At 70.8% G+C, this 13,939-nt stretch carries 13 protein-coding genes; 1 reads left to right on the plus strand and 12 read right to left on the minus strand.

All coding sequences use genetic code 11. The features are described from left to right. Positions 1-92 precede the first annotated feature (92 nt). Positions 93-1,322, plus strand: coding sequence for a DUF349 domain-containing protein (locus ACWEEU_RS20020; RefSeq protein ID WP_451733958.1), 1,230 nt, complete (start codon positions 93-95; stop codon positions 1,320-1,322). Between the two features lie 89 nt (positions 1,323-1,411). Here ACWEEU_RS20020 and ACWEEU_RS20025 read toward each other — a convergent pair whose 3' ends face one another. From ACWEEU_RS20025 to ACWEEU_RS20080, 12 genes are all read right to left on the minus strand, one after another. Beyond that, a complete protein-coding gene (locus ACWEEU_RS20025) occupies positions 1,412-3,931 on the minus strand; it encodes a RelA/SpoT family protein (RefSeq protein ID WP_451733960.1) in 2,520 nt (839 codons plus the stop codon). A gap of 264 nt (positions 3,932-4,195) precedes the next feature. Next, positions 4,196-4,735 (minus strand): adenine phosphoribosyltransferase, encoded by a 540-nt coding sequence (locus ACWEEU_RS20030; protein WP_199587700.1) that lies wholly within the window; start codon positions 4,733-4,735, stop codon positions 4,196-4,198. Then, on the minus strand, positions 4,732-5,835 hold the full coding sequence (secF, locus tag ACWEEU_RS20035; RefSeq protein WP_385748774.1) for a protein translocase subunit SecF: 1,104 nt from the start codon (positions 5,833-5,835) through the stop codon (positions 4,732-4,734). The genes ACWEEU_RS20030 and secF overlap by 4 nt, the downstream gene beginning before the upstream one ends. Positions 5,836-5,838: 3 nt before the next feature. Beyond that, the gene (gene secD / locus ACWEEU_RS20040) at positions 5,839-7,611 is read right to left on the minus strand and encodes a protein translocase subunit SecD (RefSeq protein WP_385748778.1); all 1,773 of its coding nucleotides are present in this window, start codon (positions 7,609-7,611) and stop codon (positions 5,839-5,841) included. Positions 7,612-7,755: 144 nt separating this feature from the next. Further along, positions 7,756-8,310, minus strand: a complete 555-nt coding sequence (gene yajC, locus ACWEEU_RS20045; protein WP_385748781.1) for a preprotein translocase subunit YajC — start codon at positions 8,308-8,310, stop codon at positions 7,756-7,758. A gap of 165 nt (positions 8,311-8,475) precedes the next feature. Further along, complete coding sequence (ruvB, locus tag ACWEEU_RS20050; RefSeq protein ID WP_385748784.1) at positions 8,476-9,546, minus strand: Holliday junction branch migration DNA helicase RuvB; 1,071 nt, start codon at positions 9,544-9,546, stop codon at positions 8,476-8,478. A 28-nt stretch (positions 9,547-9,574) separates the two neighbouring features. Then, positions 9,575-10,180 carry a Holliday junction branch migration protein RuvA gene (gene ruvA / locus ACWEEU_RS20055; RefSeq protein WP_385748787.1) on the minus strand — a complete coding sequence of 202 codons (606 nt, stop codon included), beginning with the start codon at positions 10,178-10,180 and terminating at the stop codon, positions 9,575-9,577. Continuing rightward, on the minus strand, positions 10,177-10,761 hold the full coding sequence (gene ruvC, locus ACWEEU_RS20060; protein ID WP_451733964.1) for a crossover junction endodeoxyribonuclease RuvC: 585 nt from the start codon (positions 10,759-10,761) through the stop codon (positions 10,177-10,179). Before ruvC ends, ruvA begins: the two co-directional genes overlap by 4 nt. A gap of 150 nt (positions 10,762-10,911) precedes the next feature. After that, the gene (locus ACWEEU_RS20065; RefSeq protein WP_385748792.1) at positions 10,912-11,664 is read right to left on the minus strand and encodes a YebC/PmpR family DNA-binding transcriptional regulator; all 753 of its coding nucleotides are present in this window, start codon (positions 11,662-11,664) and stop codon (positions 10,912-10,914) included. 81 nt (positions 11,665-11,745) lie between these two features. Beyond that, positions 11,746-12,351, minus strand: coding sequence for a pyridoxal 5'-phosphate synthase glutaminase subunit PdxT (pdxT, locus tag ACWEEU_RS20070; protein ID WP_385748795.1), 606 nt, complete (start codon positions 12,349-12,351; stop codon positions 11,746-11,748). A 12-nt stretch (positions 12,352-12,363) separates the two neighbouring features. Next, a complete protein-coding gene (gene pdxS / locus ACWEEU_RS20075) occupies positions 12,364-13,269 on the minus strand; it encodes a pyridoxal 5'-phosphate synthase lyase subunit PdxS (RefSeq protein ID WP_018549037.1) in 906 nt (301 codons plus the stop codon). A 112-nt stretch (positions 13,270-13,381) separates the two neighbouring features. Further along, complete coding sequence (locus ACWEEU_RS20080; RefSeq protein ID WP_451733966.1) at positions 13,382-13,924, minus strand: hypothetical protein; 543 nt, start codon at positions 13,922-13,924, stop codon at positions 13,382-13,384. Positions 13,925-13,939: the final 15 nt, after the last annotated feature.

The raw sequence follows: 13,939 nt of genomic DNA on the forward strand, positions 1-13,939 counted from the left end.
ACCCGCCGGTCGCCTATGTTGGCGGTGACGAAACTGTGGACGATGCCCGGGGGCCGGGAGGCACCTGGCGGGCATCATGTGGAGGAGGCGCTGTGAGCAGCGACCCGTGGGGCCGCGTCGATGAGACGGGGACCGTGTACGTGCGTACGGCCGAGGGCGAGCAGGTCGTCGGATCGTGGGCGGCCGGCTCCCCCGAGGAGGCGCTTGCCTACTTCGAGCGCAAGTACGAGGGCCTGGTTGTCGAGATCGGCCTCCTCGAGAAGCGTGTGCAGACCACCGATCTGTCGGCGAAGGACGCGCAGACCGCTATCGGTCACATCCGCGAGCAGGTGGACGCGCATCACGCGGTCGGCGACCTGGACGCGCTGCGGACCCGCCTCGACAAGCTCGTCAAGACGGTCGAGTCGCGCCGCGAGGAGCGCAAGGCGCAGCGGGCCAAGCAGTCCGACGAGGCCCGCAAGGCCAAGGAGGACCTGGTCGTGGAGGCCGAGCAGTTGGCGGCCTCCGACCAGTGGCGGGTGGCCGGCGAGCGGCTGCGGGCGCTGGTGGACACCTGGAAGGGTCTGCCCCGCCTGGACCGCAAGTCCGACGACGAGCTGTGGCACCGCTTCTCGCACGCCCGGTCGGCGTTCTCCAAGCGGCGCAAGGCGCACTTCGCGCAGTTGGACGCGCAGCGCGAGGACGCCCGCCGGATCAAGGAGCGGTTGGTCGCCGAGGCCGAGGCGCTGTCCGGTTCGACGGACTGGGGTCCGACGGCCGCGCGCTACCGCGATCTGATGGCGGACTGGAAGGCGGCGGGCCGCGCCCAGCGCGAGCACGAGGACGAGCTGTGGAACCGCTTCCGCGGCGCCCAGGACGTGTTCTTCGCCGCGCGCAGCTCCGTGTTCGCGGAGCGGGACGCGGAGCAGGGCGAGAACCTGAAGCTGAAGGAGGGGCTGGCCGAGGAGGCCGAGAAGCTCCTGCCGGTCTCCGACCTGAAGGGCGCGCGGGCCGCCTTCCGCTCGATCAACGAGCGCTGGGAGGCCATCGGTCACGTGCCGCGGGACGCGCGTCCCAAGGTCGAGGGCCGGATGCACGCGGTCGAGCGGGCCATCCAGGAGGCCGAGGAGGCCGAGTGGCGCCGGACCAACCCGGAGGCGCGTGCGCGTGCCGAGGGGCTGACCGGTCAGCTCCAGGCCGCCGTGGACAAGCTGCGCGGCCAGATCGACCAGGCGCGTGCCCAGGGCAACACCGCGCGCGCCGAGAAGCTGGAGCGTGAGCTGGAGGGCCGCCAGGCGCTCCTGGACCAGGCTCTGAAGGGCCTGCACGAGTTCGGCGGCTGAGCACCCCGTCCACCACGCCGAAGGCCCCGTACGCGACGTACGGGGCCTTCGGCGTGTTCCGGGACCGTGCGGGGCGCGCACGGTCGCGGCTACGAGCGGTTGCGGGCCGAGGTGACCCGGTAGACGTCGTAGACGCCCTCCACGCCCCGGACGGCCTTCAGGACGTGGCCGAGGTGCTTGGGGTCGCCCATCTCGAAGGTGAAGCGCGAGGTGGCCACCCGGTCGCGGGAGGTCTGCACGGCCGCCGAGAGGATGTTGACGTGCTGGTCGGACAGGACGCGGGTGACGTCCGAGAGCAGCCGGGAGCGGTCGAGGGCCTCGACCTGGATGGCGACCAGGAAGACCGAGGACTGGGTGGGCGCCCACTCGACGTCGAGGATGCGCTCGGGCTCACGGGAGAGCGACTCGACGTTGACGCAGTCGCTGCGGTGCACCGAGACACCGCTGCCCCGGGTGACGAAGCCGATGATCGGGTCGCCGGGGACGGGGGTGCAGCAGCGGGCGAGCTTGACCCAGACGTCGTCCACGCCCTTGACCACGACACCGGGGTCGGAGCTGGAGCGGCGCTTGCGGCTGCGGCCGCGCGAGGGCGGGACGCTCTCGTCGATCTCCTCGCTCGCGGCCTCCTCGCCGCCGAGCGCCTGCACCAGCTTCTGCACCACGTTCTGCGCGGAGACATGGCCCTCGCCGATCGCCGCGTACAGCGCGGAGATGTCGGGGTAGCGCATCTCGTGCGCGAGCGTGACGAGCGAGTCGCCGGTGAGGATGCGCTGGATCGGCAGGTTCTGCTTGCGCATGGCGCGGACGATGGCGTCCTTGCCCTGCTCGATCGCCTCGTCGCGGCGTTCCTTGGAGAACCAGGCGCGGATCTTGTTGCGGGCGCGCGGGGACTTGACGAAGCCGAGCCAGTCGCGGGAGGGGCCCGCGCCGGGTGCCTTGGAGGTGAAGACCTCCACCAGGTCGCCGTTGTCCAGGGTGGACTCCAGCGGTACGAGGCGTCCGTTGACGCGCGCTCCTATGGTGCGGTGGCCCACCTCGGTGTGCACCGCGTAGGCGAAGTCGACCGGAGTGGCCCCGGCCGGGAGCGCTATGACGTCGCCCTTGGGCGTGAAGACGAAGACCTCGTTGCGCGAGAGGTCGAAGCGCAGGGACTCCAGGAACTCGCCGGGGTCCTCGGTCTCCTTCTGCCAGTCCAGGAGCTGTCTGAGCCACGCCATGTCGTTGAGGTGGTCGTCCTTGCCCTTGCCGGACGACTTCGGCGCGTCGGTGCGCACCTTGGAGGTGCCGGCGACGGCCTCCTGCTTGTACTTCCAGTGCGCGGCGATGCCGTACTCGGCCCGGCGGTGCATGTCGAACGTGCGGATCTGGAGTTCGACCGGCTTGCCGTTGGGCCCGATGACCGTCGTGTGCAGCGACTGGTACATGTTGAACTTGGGCATCGCGATGTAGTCCTTGAACCGGCCGGGGACCGGGTTCCATCGCGCGTGGATGGTGCCGAGGGCCGCGTAGCAGTCGCGGACGGTCTCCACGAGGACGCGGATGCCCACCAGGTCGTAGATCTCCGCGAAGTCACGGCCGCGGACGATCATCTTCTGGTAGACGCTGTAGTAGTGCTTGGGGCGCCCGGTGACGGTCGCCTTGATGCGGGCGGCGCGCAGGTCGGACTGGACCTCGTCGGTCACTATGGCCAGGTACTCGTCGCGCTTGGGGGCGCGCTCGGCCACCAGACGCACGATCTCGTCGTACATCTTGGGGTAGAGGATCGCGAAGGCGAGGTCCTCCAGCTCCCACTTGATGGTGTTCATGCCCAGGCGGTGGGCGAGGGGCGCGTAGATCTCCAGGGTCTCGCGCGCCTTCTTCTCCTGCTTCTCGCGCTTGAGGTAGCGCATGGTGCGCATGTTGTGCAGACGGTCCGCGAGCTTGATGACCAGGACGCGCGGGTCCTTGGCCATCGCGACGACCATCTTGCGCACGGTCTCGGCCTGGGCGGCCTCGCCGAACTTGACCTTGTCCAGCTTGGTGACGCCGTCGACCAGCAGCGCGACCACGTCACCGAAGTCCCGGCGCAGGTCGTCCAGGCCGTACTCGGTGTCCTCGACGGTGTCGTGCAGCAGGCCCGCCATGAGCGTGGCCGGGTCCATGCCCAGCTCGGCCAGGATGGTGGTGACGGCGAGCGGGTGCGTGATGTACGGGTCGCCGCTCTTGCGCTTCTGGCCGCGGTGCCAGCGCTCGGCCACCTGGTAGGCGCGCTCGATCTGGCGGAGCGTGGCGTTCTCGATCTTGGGGTCGTTGCTGCGCACTATCCGCAGCAGCGGCTCCAGGACCGGGTTGTAGGGGTTCGCGCGCTGCACGCCGAGGCGGGCCAGGCGGGCGCGGACGCGGTTGGAGGAGCCGGAGCGGGACGCGGACTGGCCGACCGCGGCACGCACGGGAGCGGCCGGTTTCGGCCGGGAGGCGTCGGCGGTCTTCTCGACGGGCGCGGAGGAGGCCTGGGCCGCCGTCCCGCGGGAGTCGTTCTTCGCGTCGGACGCGCTGGGCGGGGGCTTCACCGCCGGGGCCGAGGAGGACTCGGGCTTGGCGGCGGTCAGTGGCTGGGCCTCGTCTGGCAAGAGGACTCCTCGTGCGCGATCCGGGTAGCCCGGACAGGCTCCGGAGATCCCATGGTAGCGATCCCGCGCCTCGTCATCGCCTTCGGCCCGATGCGAGGACGGTCCGTCCGGGGAACGCGTGGGGCGCGTGAGACATTCCGGGTGGTGGGGCGGGGGTGGCCGGTTCGGTGGCCGAAAGGGAACGGCCGTGGGCGGCGCCGGATATCCGGTGCCGCCCACGGCCGAGCTGTGCCGAGATGCCGCCGAACGCTTGGAACGCTCGCGTCAGACCTGGAGCAGCGCCTCCAGGGGCGCGCCCTTGAGCGCGGGCGCCAGGCGGGCACGGCCGCCGAGGAAGCCGAGCTCCATGAGGACCGCGAGGCCCGCGACCTCGGCACCGGCCCGCTCGATGAGCTGGGCCGCGGCCTCGGCGGTGCCGCCGGTGGCGAGCACGTCGTCCACGATCAGCACGCGGTCGTCCGGGGTGAGGTCCTCGGCGTGCACCTCGATCTCCGCCGACCCGTACTCCAGGTCGTAGGACTGGCGCAGGGTCGCGCCGGGCAGCTTGCCGGCCTTGCGGACCGGGATGAAGCCGAGGCCCGCGCGGACGGCGACGGGCGCTCCGAGGATGAAGCCGCGCGCCTCCAGACCGACGACCTTGGTCGCCCCGGTGTTCGTGGCGATCTCGGCCAGCGTGTCGGTCAGGGCCGTGAAGGCGGCCGGGTCTGCCAGGAGCGGGGTGATGTCCTTGAACATCACGCCCGGCTCCGGGTAGTCGGCGACGTCACGGATTCGGCTGAGCAGCAGCTCCTGGATGTCGGTCATCGGCGCTTTCCAGAGGGTCGGCCGCGGCCTCGGTTGCGTGCCACGGGCTGGTCGCGCGGGCCCACCACAGCGGGCGCCGCCTCGTAAGTATCACCCGTGGTGCCCGGCTCCCCGGAATTCTCCCCGGCCGCGGCCTGCGCGCGCTTGGCCAGGACCCGCTTGCGCAGGGCCTTCATCGCGGGCTCGCGCTCCTTGAGGTCGGCGACGAGCGGGGTGGCGATGAAGATCGAGGAGTACGCGCCGGCCGCGAGGCCGACGAACAGCGAGAGCGAGATGTCGTTGAGCGTGCCGGCGCCGAGGAAGCCGCCGCCGATGAAGAGCAGACCCGCGACCGGCAGCAGGGCGACGATCGTGGTGTTGATCGAACGCACCAGGGTGCCGTTGATCGACTGGTTGGCGATGTCGCTGTAGGTGAAGCGGGTCTGCTTGGTGATGTCCTTGGTCTGCTCCTTGAGGCTGTCGAAGACGACGACCGTGTCGTAGAGCGAGTAACCGAGGATGGTCAGCAGACCGATGACCGTACCGGGCGTGACCTCGAAGCCGACGAGGGCGTAGATGCCGACGGTGATCGTGATGTCGTGGATCAGGGCGACCAGGGCCGCGACGGCCATGCGCCACTCGAAGGCGATGGCCAGGTAGATCACGACGAGCACCATGAAGATCGCCAGACCCTCCCAGGCCTTGTTGGCGATCTGCTCGCCCCAGCTCGGGCCGACCAGGTCGGCGTTGAGCTTCTCGGGGTCGAGCTGGAGGTCCTTGGCCAGGGTCTCCTTGATCTGGTCGGCCTTGCCGGTGTCGATACCGGCGATCTGGATGCGCAGGCTGCCGTTGCCGAGCTTCTGCACCACCGCTTCGTGGCCGGAGGCGTCATGGGCGAACTCCTCGGTCTGCGCGACCGAGACGCTCATCTTGGTCGGCGTGGTGAACACCGCGCCGCCCTGGAAGTCGATGCCCATGTTCAGGCCGCGCACCACCAGGCCGACGATGGCCGTGATGGTGATCAGGATGGAGACGCCGTACCAGATCCTGCGCTTGCCGATGAAGTCGTAACTGATCTCGCCGCGGTGCAGCCGGGCGCCGAGGTTACCGAGCTTCGACATCGCTCACGCCTCCTTGAAGTCGACGGAACCGGCGGCAGGACCGGACTGACGGCGGGTGCGGCGCAGCGGCGGCTTGGCACCCAGGCTCTTCGGGTCGAGCCCGGACCACTTGTGGCCTTCCGCGAAGAAGCGGCGGCGGGCCAGGAGGGTCATGAGCGGCTTGGTGAAGAAGAAGACCACGACCACGTCGAGCACGGTGGTCAGACCGAGCGTGAACGCGAAGCCCTGCACCTTGCCGACGGTCACGATGAACAACACCGCGGCGGCGAGGAAGGACACGAAGTCGGAGACGAGGATGGTGCGCCGGGCGCGCGGCCAGGCCCGCTCGACGGCGGGGCGCAGCGAGCGGCCCTCGCGGATCTCGTCCCGGATGCGTTCGAAGTAGACGATGAACGAGTCGGCCGTGATACCGATGGCGACGATCGCACCGCAGACGGCGGGCAGGTTCAGCGCGAAGCCGATGGCCGGGCCGAGCAGCGCCATGATCACGTAGGTGAGGATCGCGGAGACCAGCAGCGAGGCCATCGCCACGAGCGACAGACCGCGGTAGTAGATCACCAGGTAGAGCACGACCAGGGCGAGGCCGATGGCACCCGCGAGCAGACCGGCGTGGAGCTGCTCACCGCCGAGCGCGGCGGTCACCGTGGTGACGGTCTCCTCCTGGAAGGAGAGCGGGAGCGCGCCGTAGGACAGCATGTTCGCGAGGCTCTGGGCCTCCTGCTGGGTGAAGCGGCCGGTGATCTCGGCCGAGCCGCCGGTGATGGCCTCGTTCACGGTCGGGGCGGAGACGACGTTGCCGTCGAGGACGATGGCGAACTGGTTGTGCCCCGACTGGGCCTGCTTGGCCAGCTCGGAGGTGACGTCCGCGAACTTCTTCCCGCCGCCGGAGGTGAAGGTCATCTGCACCTGCCAGCCGGAGGCGCCCTGGGTGTCGAAGGCCGCCTGGGCCTTCTTGACGTCGGTGCCGTCGACGCGGGCCGGGCCGAGCACGTACTTGTACCAGGCCTTGCCCTGCTGGCCGCAGGCCACGATGGTGTCGCTGGGCTTGGTGTTCTGGCTCGCCTTGGCGCGCTCGGCGGGCTTGGTGCAGTCCAGCGCCGCGAACTGCGCCTGGAGCTTGCCCGCGGCGGGGTCGGCGCTCGCGGACGGGCTCGCGGAGGCGGCGGGCGTGCCGGACGCCTTCGGGGAGGCGGAGGACGACGGCGTGGCGTCGGCCTTCAGGGCGCCGCTGACCGGGCGGCCCTGGGTGGTGGAGGTGGGAGAGGGCGTGGTGGCGGACGCCTTCTGGTCACCGGCGGCACTGCCCGACGGGCTCGGCGAGGCGCTGCCCTTGGAGGTGGCGCTCGGCGAGGGGCTGGGCGTGGCGTCGGGGCCGCTGGGCGCCTCGGTGAGGACCGGGCGGAAGTACAGCTTGGCGGTGGTGCCGACCTGCTGCTGGGCCTCCTTGGAGTTGGTGCCCTTGGGGATGTTGACGATGATGTGGTCGTTCCCCTGGGTCTGCACCTCCGCCTCGGAGACGCCAAGACCGTTGACACGGCGGTTCATGATGTCGACCGCGGTGTCCATGTTGGCCTTGTTGATCACCGACTCCTGGTCGGCCTTCGCCTTGAGCGTGATGCTCGTACCGCCGGCAAGGTCGATGCCGAGACGCGGAGTGGTGTGTCCGGAGGCGAACATTCCCCCGGTGAGCGCCACGATGGCGATCAGGATGAGGACCAGTGAGCGCCCTGGCTTGCTCTGAGCGCTCGCACTCCGGCCCTTCTTAGGTGCTGCCACCTTCTCGTACTCCCTCTCGGGCCGCTCGGGGCGCCGTCGGCGCGGGGCGGCCATGACATGGTGTCGGGATTCCGTGCGGGAAACAGAGGCGTTCGGGGCGTGCCCGGCGGCCGTCGAACCACGCCGGGCCGCCCCGTGGGACGCCTACTTCGCGTCGGACTCGCCGTCGGTCTTCTTCGGAGCCTCGCCCGTCGTGGCCTCGGCGGCGTCCTTGGTCCCGGCGTCCTTGACGTCGGCGGCCTCGGTCTTCTCGGCGACCTCGGCGTCCTTGGCCTCGGCGGCCGGGGCGTCCTCGGCGGTGTCCTTCTTGCCGAGGTCGATCACCTTGTCGTCGGCGTCGCCGGCCGGAGCCGCGTCGGCGGTGAGGGAAGAGGCGTCGTCCGGGACGAGGTCCGCGTCGGACTTCAGGTCGTGCTCGACGCCGTGCACGATGCGGTTGTACTCGTCGTCGGTGAGGACGGCGCCGATCGCGTTCTTGGCGAAGACCAGCTCGACACCGGGGCCGGCGTCGAGGAGGACGGTGTCCTCGGTGACCTCCTTGACCGTCGCGTACATCCCGCCGATGGTGCGGACGCCCGAACCGGGCTGCATCTCGTTCCGCATCTGGTTGGCCTGCTGCTGCTTCTTCTTCGCGGATCGCGTCATCAGGAACATGGCCGCGATGAGCACGAGGAAGGGAAGAAGGGTGTAGATACTCACGGGACGGAATTTTCCTTCGCGTGACCGCGCGGTGAGCGGCCTGGGGGAGGGGGATGGTCGGCGCCGCCCGCAAGGGCGGCATCGGCGGAGTCTAGGCGAGTCCGCGTGCATGGAACAACGCTCAGCATGGCACCTGGGTTCCTTCCGCCGCCAATACCCCCGCCGTCACGCCCCGAACAGGTCCTGTTGTCCGTTTCCCGTACCCGGCGCGCCCGGCGGGGTCAGCCCGAGGTGGGCCCAGGCCGCGGGCGTGGCGACACGGCCGCGCGGGGTCCGGGCGAGCAGGCCCTCGCGCACGAGGAACGGTTCGGCGACCTCCTCGACCGTCTCGCGCTCCTCCCCCACCGCGACGGCGAGTGTGGACAGACCGACCGGTCCTCCGCCGAACAGTTTGAGCAGCGCCTCCAAGACCGCCCGGTCCAGCCGGTCGAGTCCGCGCGCGTCCACCTCGTAGACGGCGAGGGCGGCGGCCGCTACCTCGCGGGTGATCAGGCCGTCCGCCTTGACCTGCGCGTAGTCGCGGACCCGGCGCAGCAGACGGTTGGCGATGCGGGGCGTGCCCCGGGATCGGCCCGCGATCTCGGCGGCGCCCTCCCCCTCTATGCCGACGTCGAGCAGGCCGGCCGAGCGGTGCACGACGCGCTCCAGCTCGTGCGGCTCGTAGAACTCCATGTGCGCGGTGAAGCCGAAGCGGTCGCGCAAGGGCGGCGGCAGCAGGCCCGCGCGGGTGGTGGCACCGACCAGGGTGAAGGGGGGCAGCTCCAGCGGGATGGCGGTGGCGCCGGGGCCCTTGCCGACGATCACGTCGACGCGGAAGTCCTCCATCGCCATGTACAGCATCTCCTCGGCGGGCCGGGACATGCGGTGGATCTCGTCCAGGAAGAGGACCTCGCCCTCCTGGAGGGAGGAGAGGATCGAGGCGAGGTCGCCCGCGTGCTGGATGGCGGGACCCGAGGTGATGCGGATGGGCGCGGCCATCTCCGCCGCGATGATCATCGACAGGGTGGTCTTGCCGAGGCCGGGCGCGCCGGAGAGCAGGACGTGGTCGGCGGTCGCACCGCGCGCGCGGGCGGCGCGCAGCACCAGGTCGAGCTGTTCACGGACCTTCTCCTGGCCGATGAACTCGCCGAGGTCCTTGGGGCGCAGCGCGGCCTCGACAGCCTGGTCCTCCCGGTCGGCGACGGAGCCCACCAGCCGGTCCTCGGCGGGGCTGTCGGTCGGATCGTCCCGGTTCACTCAGGTACTCCTTGCGGGGCGGCGCGGGTCAGCGGGCGCGGTTGAGGGTCTGGAGGGCGGACTTCAGCAACTGCCCCACCTGCGGGGTGCCCCCGGCGGCCTCGGCCTCGGGTGCCACGGCGGAGACGGCCTCGTCGGCCTCGCGGGGGGCGTAGCCGAGGCCGACCAGGGCGGTGTGCAGCTGGTCGCGCCAGCCCTGGGCGGCCGGGGCGGCGGCGGAGACGGTGCCGGTGGGCGCGCCGAGCCGGTCCTTCAGTTCGAGGAGCAGCTTCTGGGCGCCCTTCTTGCCGATGCCCGGTACGGCGGTCAGGGCTTTCTCGTCGGCGGTGGCCACCGCGCGGCGCAGCGCGTCCGGGCTGTGCACGGCGAGCATCGCCTGGGCGAGGCGGGGACCGACGCCGCTCGCGGTCTGGAGCAGCTCGAAGACCTGGCGCTCGTCGTCGTCGGCGAAGCCGTACAGGGTGAGGGAGTCCTCGCGCACGACCAAGGAGGTGTGCAGCCTGGCGGGCTCGCCGAGGCGCAGTTTCGCCAGGGTGTCGGGGGTGCACTGCAGTGCCATGCCGACCCCGCCGACCTCGACGACCGCCGAGTCGGGGGCGAGCGCGGCGACCGTGCCGCTGACGAAGGCGATCATGCCGTTCGGCCTTTCGTTGCGTGTGCTGCGTGTGCTGTGTTGGCCGCGTGTGCCGCCTTGGCGGTGTGGGCCTGGTGCTGGGCGACCGCCTGCTGGAGCCGGTTCTGCGCGGGGGCGCGCCAGATGTGGCAGATGGCGAGCGCGAGGGCGTCGGCCGCGTCGGCGGGCTTGGGCGGCGCGCTGAGCCGGAGCAGCCGGGTGACCATGGCGCCGACCTGGGCCTTGTCGGCCCGGCCGCTGCCGGTGACGGCGGCCTTGACCTCGCTCGGGGTGTGCAGGGCGACGGGGATGCCGCGCCGGGCGGCGCACAGCATGGCGACGGCGCTGGCCTGAGCGGTGCCCATGACGGTGCGGACGTTGTGCTGGGCGAAGACGCGCTCCACGGCGACGAACTCCGGGCGGTGCTCGTCCAGCCACTGCTCTATGCCCTGTTCGACGGCGAGCAGCCGGTGACTCAGCTCGGCGTCGGCGGGCGTACGGACGACACCGACGCCGACCATGGTCAGCGGCCGCCCGGCGACTCCCTCGACGACTCCCACACCGCACCGTGTGAGTCCGGGGTCCACCCCGAGTACGCGCACACCGCCCCCAACCCTTTCGATCACCTGTTTGCGCAGGCTATCGGGTGCCACCGACAACGCCCCGCAACCGCGCCCCGGCAACGGCGACGGGCCGACGGGTTTCCCCGTCGGCCCGTGCACCGTCGAACCCGTGGCGTAGCGCCGCGGACGCTACGCGTCGACCTTCTCCATGACCTCGTCGCTCACGTCGAAGTTGGCGAAGACGTTCTGCACGTCGTCGCTGTCCTCCAGGGCGTCGATCAGCTTGAAGATCTTCTTGGCGCCCTCCTCGTCCAGCTCGACCTGGACGGACGGCACGAAGCTGGAGTCGGCGGAGTCGTAGTCGATGCCCGCCTCCTGGAGCGCGGTGCGGACCGCGACCAGGTCGGTGGCCTCGCTGATGACCTCGAAGGACTCACCGAGGTCGTTGACCTCCTCGGCACCGGCGTCCAGGACGGCGCCGAGCACGTCGTCCTCGGTCAGCTCGCCCTTGGGGACGATGATGACGCCCTTGCGGCTGAACATGTAGGACACGGAGCCCGGGTCGGCCATGCTGCCGCCGTTGCGGGTCATGGCCACGCGCACGTCGGAGGCGGCGCGGTTGCGGTTGTCGGTGAGGCACTCGATGAGCACCGCGACACCGTTGGGACCGTAGCCCTCGTACATGATCGTCTCGTAGTCGGCGCCGCCGGCCTCGAGGCCGCCGCCGCGCTTGACCGCGGAGTCGATGTTCTTGTTCGGGACCGACTGCTTCTTCGCCTTCTGGATGGCGTCGTACAGCGTCGGGTTGCCCTCGATGTCGACGCCGCCCATGCGCGCCGCGACCTCGATGTTCTTGATGAGCTTCGCGAAGAGCTTGCCGCGCTTGGCGTCGATCACGGCCTTCTTGTGCTTCGTCGTAGCCCATTTAGAGTGGCCGGACATCTGCCTGTCTCCTTCGCGTAACCCAAACCTGAACGAACTCCCCCGGCGCTGGGAGAGCCTGAGGGGGTACCGCCGCAGATCCTACAAGGACTCCGGTGTCCGGTTCGCGCGGACCATGTCGACGAAGAGCGCGTGGACGCGATGGTCACCGGTCAGTTCCGGGTGGAACGACGTGGCGAGCGCGTTGCCCTGGCGGACGGCGACGATGTGGCCGTCGTGCTCGGCGAGCACCTCGGTGTCCGCGCCGACGGACTCGACCCAGGGGGCGCGGATGAAGACGCCCTCGACGGGATCGCCGTCGACGCCCCTGACGTCGACCGCGGCCTCGAAGGACTCGTTCTGGCGACCGAAGGCGTTGCGGCGCACGATCATGTCGATGCCGCCGACGGTCTCCTGGCCCGAGCGCGGGTCGAGGATCTTCTCCGCGAGCAGGATCAGCCCGGCGCAGGTGCCGTAGACGGGCATGCCCTCGCGCACGCGGGCGCGCAGCGGCTCCATCAGGCCGAACAGGACGGCCAGTTTGGAGATGGTGGTGGACTCGCCGCCGGGCAGGACCAGACCGTCCACCTCGGCGAGTTCTTCGGGGCGCCTGACGGGCCTGGCCACGGCGTCCGCCGCGGCCAGGGCGATCAGGTGCTCCCGTACGTCGCCCTGGAGGGCCAGGACGCCGATGACGGGGGTGTTCATGGTGGGGTGCCTTTACCAGCCGCGGTTCGCGTAGCGCTCGGTCTCGGGGAGGGTGTCGCAGTTGATGCCGACCATGGCCTCGCCGAGGTTGCGGGAGGCGTCCGCGATGATCTTCGGGTCGTCGTAGAAGGTGGTGGCCTTCACGATGGCGGCGGCGCGCTTGGCCGGGTCGCCGGACTTGAAGATGCCCGAGCCCACGAAGACGCCCTCGGCGCCGAGCTGTCGCATCAGGGCGGCGTCGGCCGGGGTGGCGACGCCACCGGCCGAGAAGAGGACGACCGGCAGCTTGCCCAGCTCGGCGACCTCCTTGACCAGCTCGTAGGGGGCGCGCAGCTCCTTGGCGGCGGCGAACAGCTCGTTGTGGTCGCAGCCGCGGAGCTTGGCGATCTCGCCCTTGATCTGGCGCAGGTGGCGCACGGCCTCCACGACGTTGCCGGTGCCGGCCTCGCCCTTGGAGCGGATCATGGCCGCGCCCTCGGCGATGCGGCGCAGGGCCTCGCCCAGGTTGGTGGCACCGCAGACGAAGGGGGTGGTGAACGCCCACTTGTCGGAGTGGTTGACCTCGTCGGCCGGGGTGAGGACCTCGGACTCGTCGATGTAGTCGACGCCGAGGGACTGCAGGACCTGGGCCTCGACGAAGTGGCCGATGCGGGACTTGGCCATCACCGGGATGGAGACGGCGTCGATGATGCCCTCGATCATGTCCGGGTCGGACATGCGGGCCACACCGCCGTCCTTGCGGATGTCGGCGGGCACCCGCTCCAGGGCCATGACGGCGACGGCGCCCGCGTCCTCGGCGATCTTCGCCTGCTCCGGGGTGACGACGTCCATGATCACGCCGCCCTTGAGCTGCTCGGCCATGCCGCGCTTCACTCGGGCGGTGCCGGTCTCGGGAGCCTGGTTGTCGATGGTGGACACGGGGTGACCTCACTGATGGTGAAGGGGATCGCTGCACCGTCGAGGAAACGTGAACCCCGCAGGTCACGGCAAGGGCCAATGGGGAACCGGTGGATCGTTTTGCGCGGTCCGCTCAGGCCGCGCGCTCGATCAGGGCGGCGGGCGGCTCGTCGTCCATCTCGAAGGCGAGCGGGAAGGGTGCGTGTCCGGCGAGCCGGAACCAGCGCACCTTGCGGTGCTCGCGGAGCCTGCGGGCGGCGCCGACCGCGTCGTTGTGGAAGCGGCGGGCCATCGGCACCCGGCGCACCGCCTCGGCCAGCTCCCGGGCCGCCTCCTCGCCGCCCGGCGCGGCCCGTACGGCCTCCACCTGCCCGGTGTCCCCGAAGACGGCACGCAGCGCCTGGCTCAGCTCGCTCTCCAGGACCTCCCGCTGCTCCTCCTCGGCCTGCCGGGCCGCGTGCGCGGCCTCGTAGAGCACGATGGAGGCGGCCGGGTCCAGCACCCCGGAGGTGGCCAGCTCCTGCGCCACGGAGGCCCGGCGCAGCAACTGCGCGTCGAGCGCCGCCCGCGCGGCGTCCATCCGCACGTGCAGCCGGTCCAGCCGGCCGGCCGTCCAGCTCAGGTAGACGCCGATGGCCACGAGCGCGACGAGAATCCAGATGAGCGTTGCTGTCACGCCGGAAGGCTACCG

This window comes from Streptomyces sp. NPDC005004 (genome assembly GCF_053600675.1).

Bases quoted from the DNA above. Each gene is read 5' to 3' on its own strand.
- ACWEEU_RS20065 (WP_385748792.1), bottom strand. From the start codon at position 11,664: ATGTCCGGCCACTCTAAATGGGCTACGACGAAGCACAAGAAGGCCGTG.
- ruvA (WP_385748787.1), bottom strand. From the start codon at position 10,180: ATGATCGCCTTCGTCAGCGGCACGGTCGCCGCGCTCGCCCCCGACTCG.
- pdxT (WP_385748795.1), bottom strand. From the start codon at position 12,351: ATGAACACCCCCGTCATCGGCGTCCTGGCCCTCCAGGGCGACGTACGG.
- ACWEEU_RS20030 (WP_199587700.1), bottom strand. From the start codon at position 4,735: ATGACCGACATCCAGGAGCTGCTGCTCAGCCGAATCCGTGACGTCGCC.
- secF (WP_385748774.1), bottom strand. From the start codon at position 5,835: ATGTCGAAGCTCGGTAACCTCGGCGCCCGGCTGCACCGCGGCGAGATC.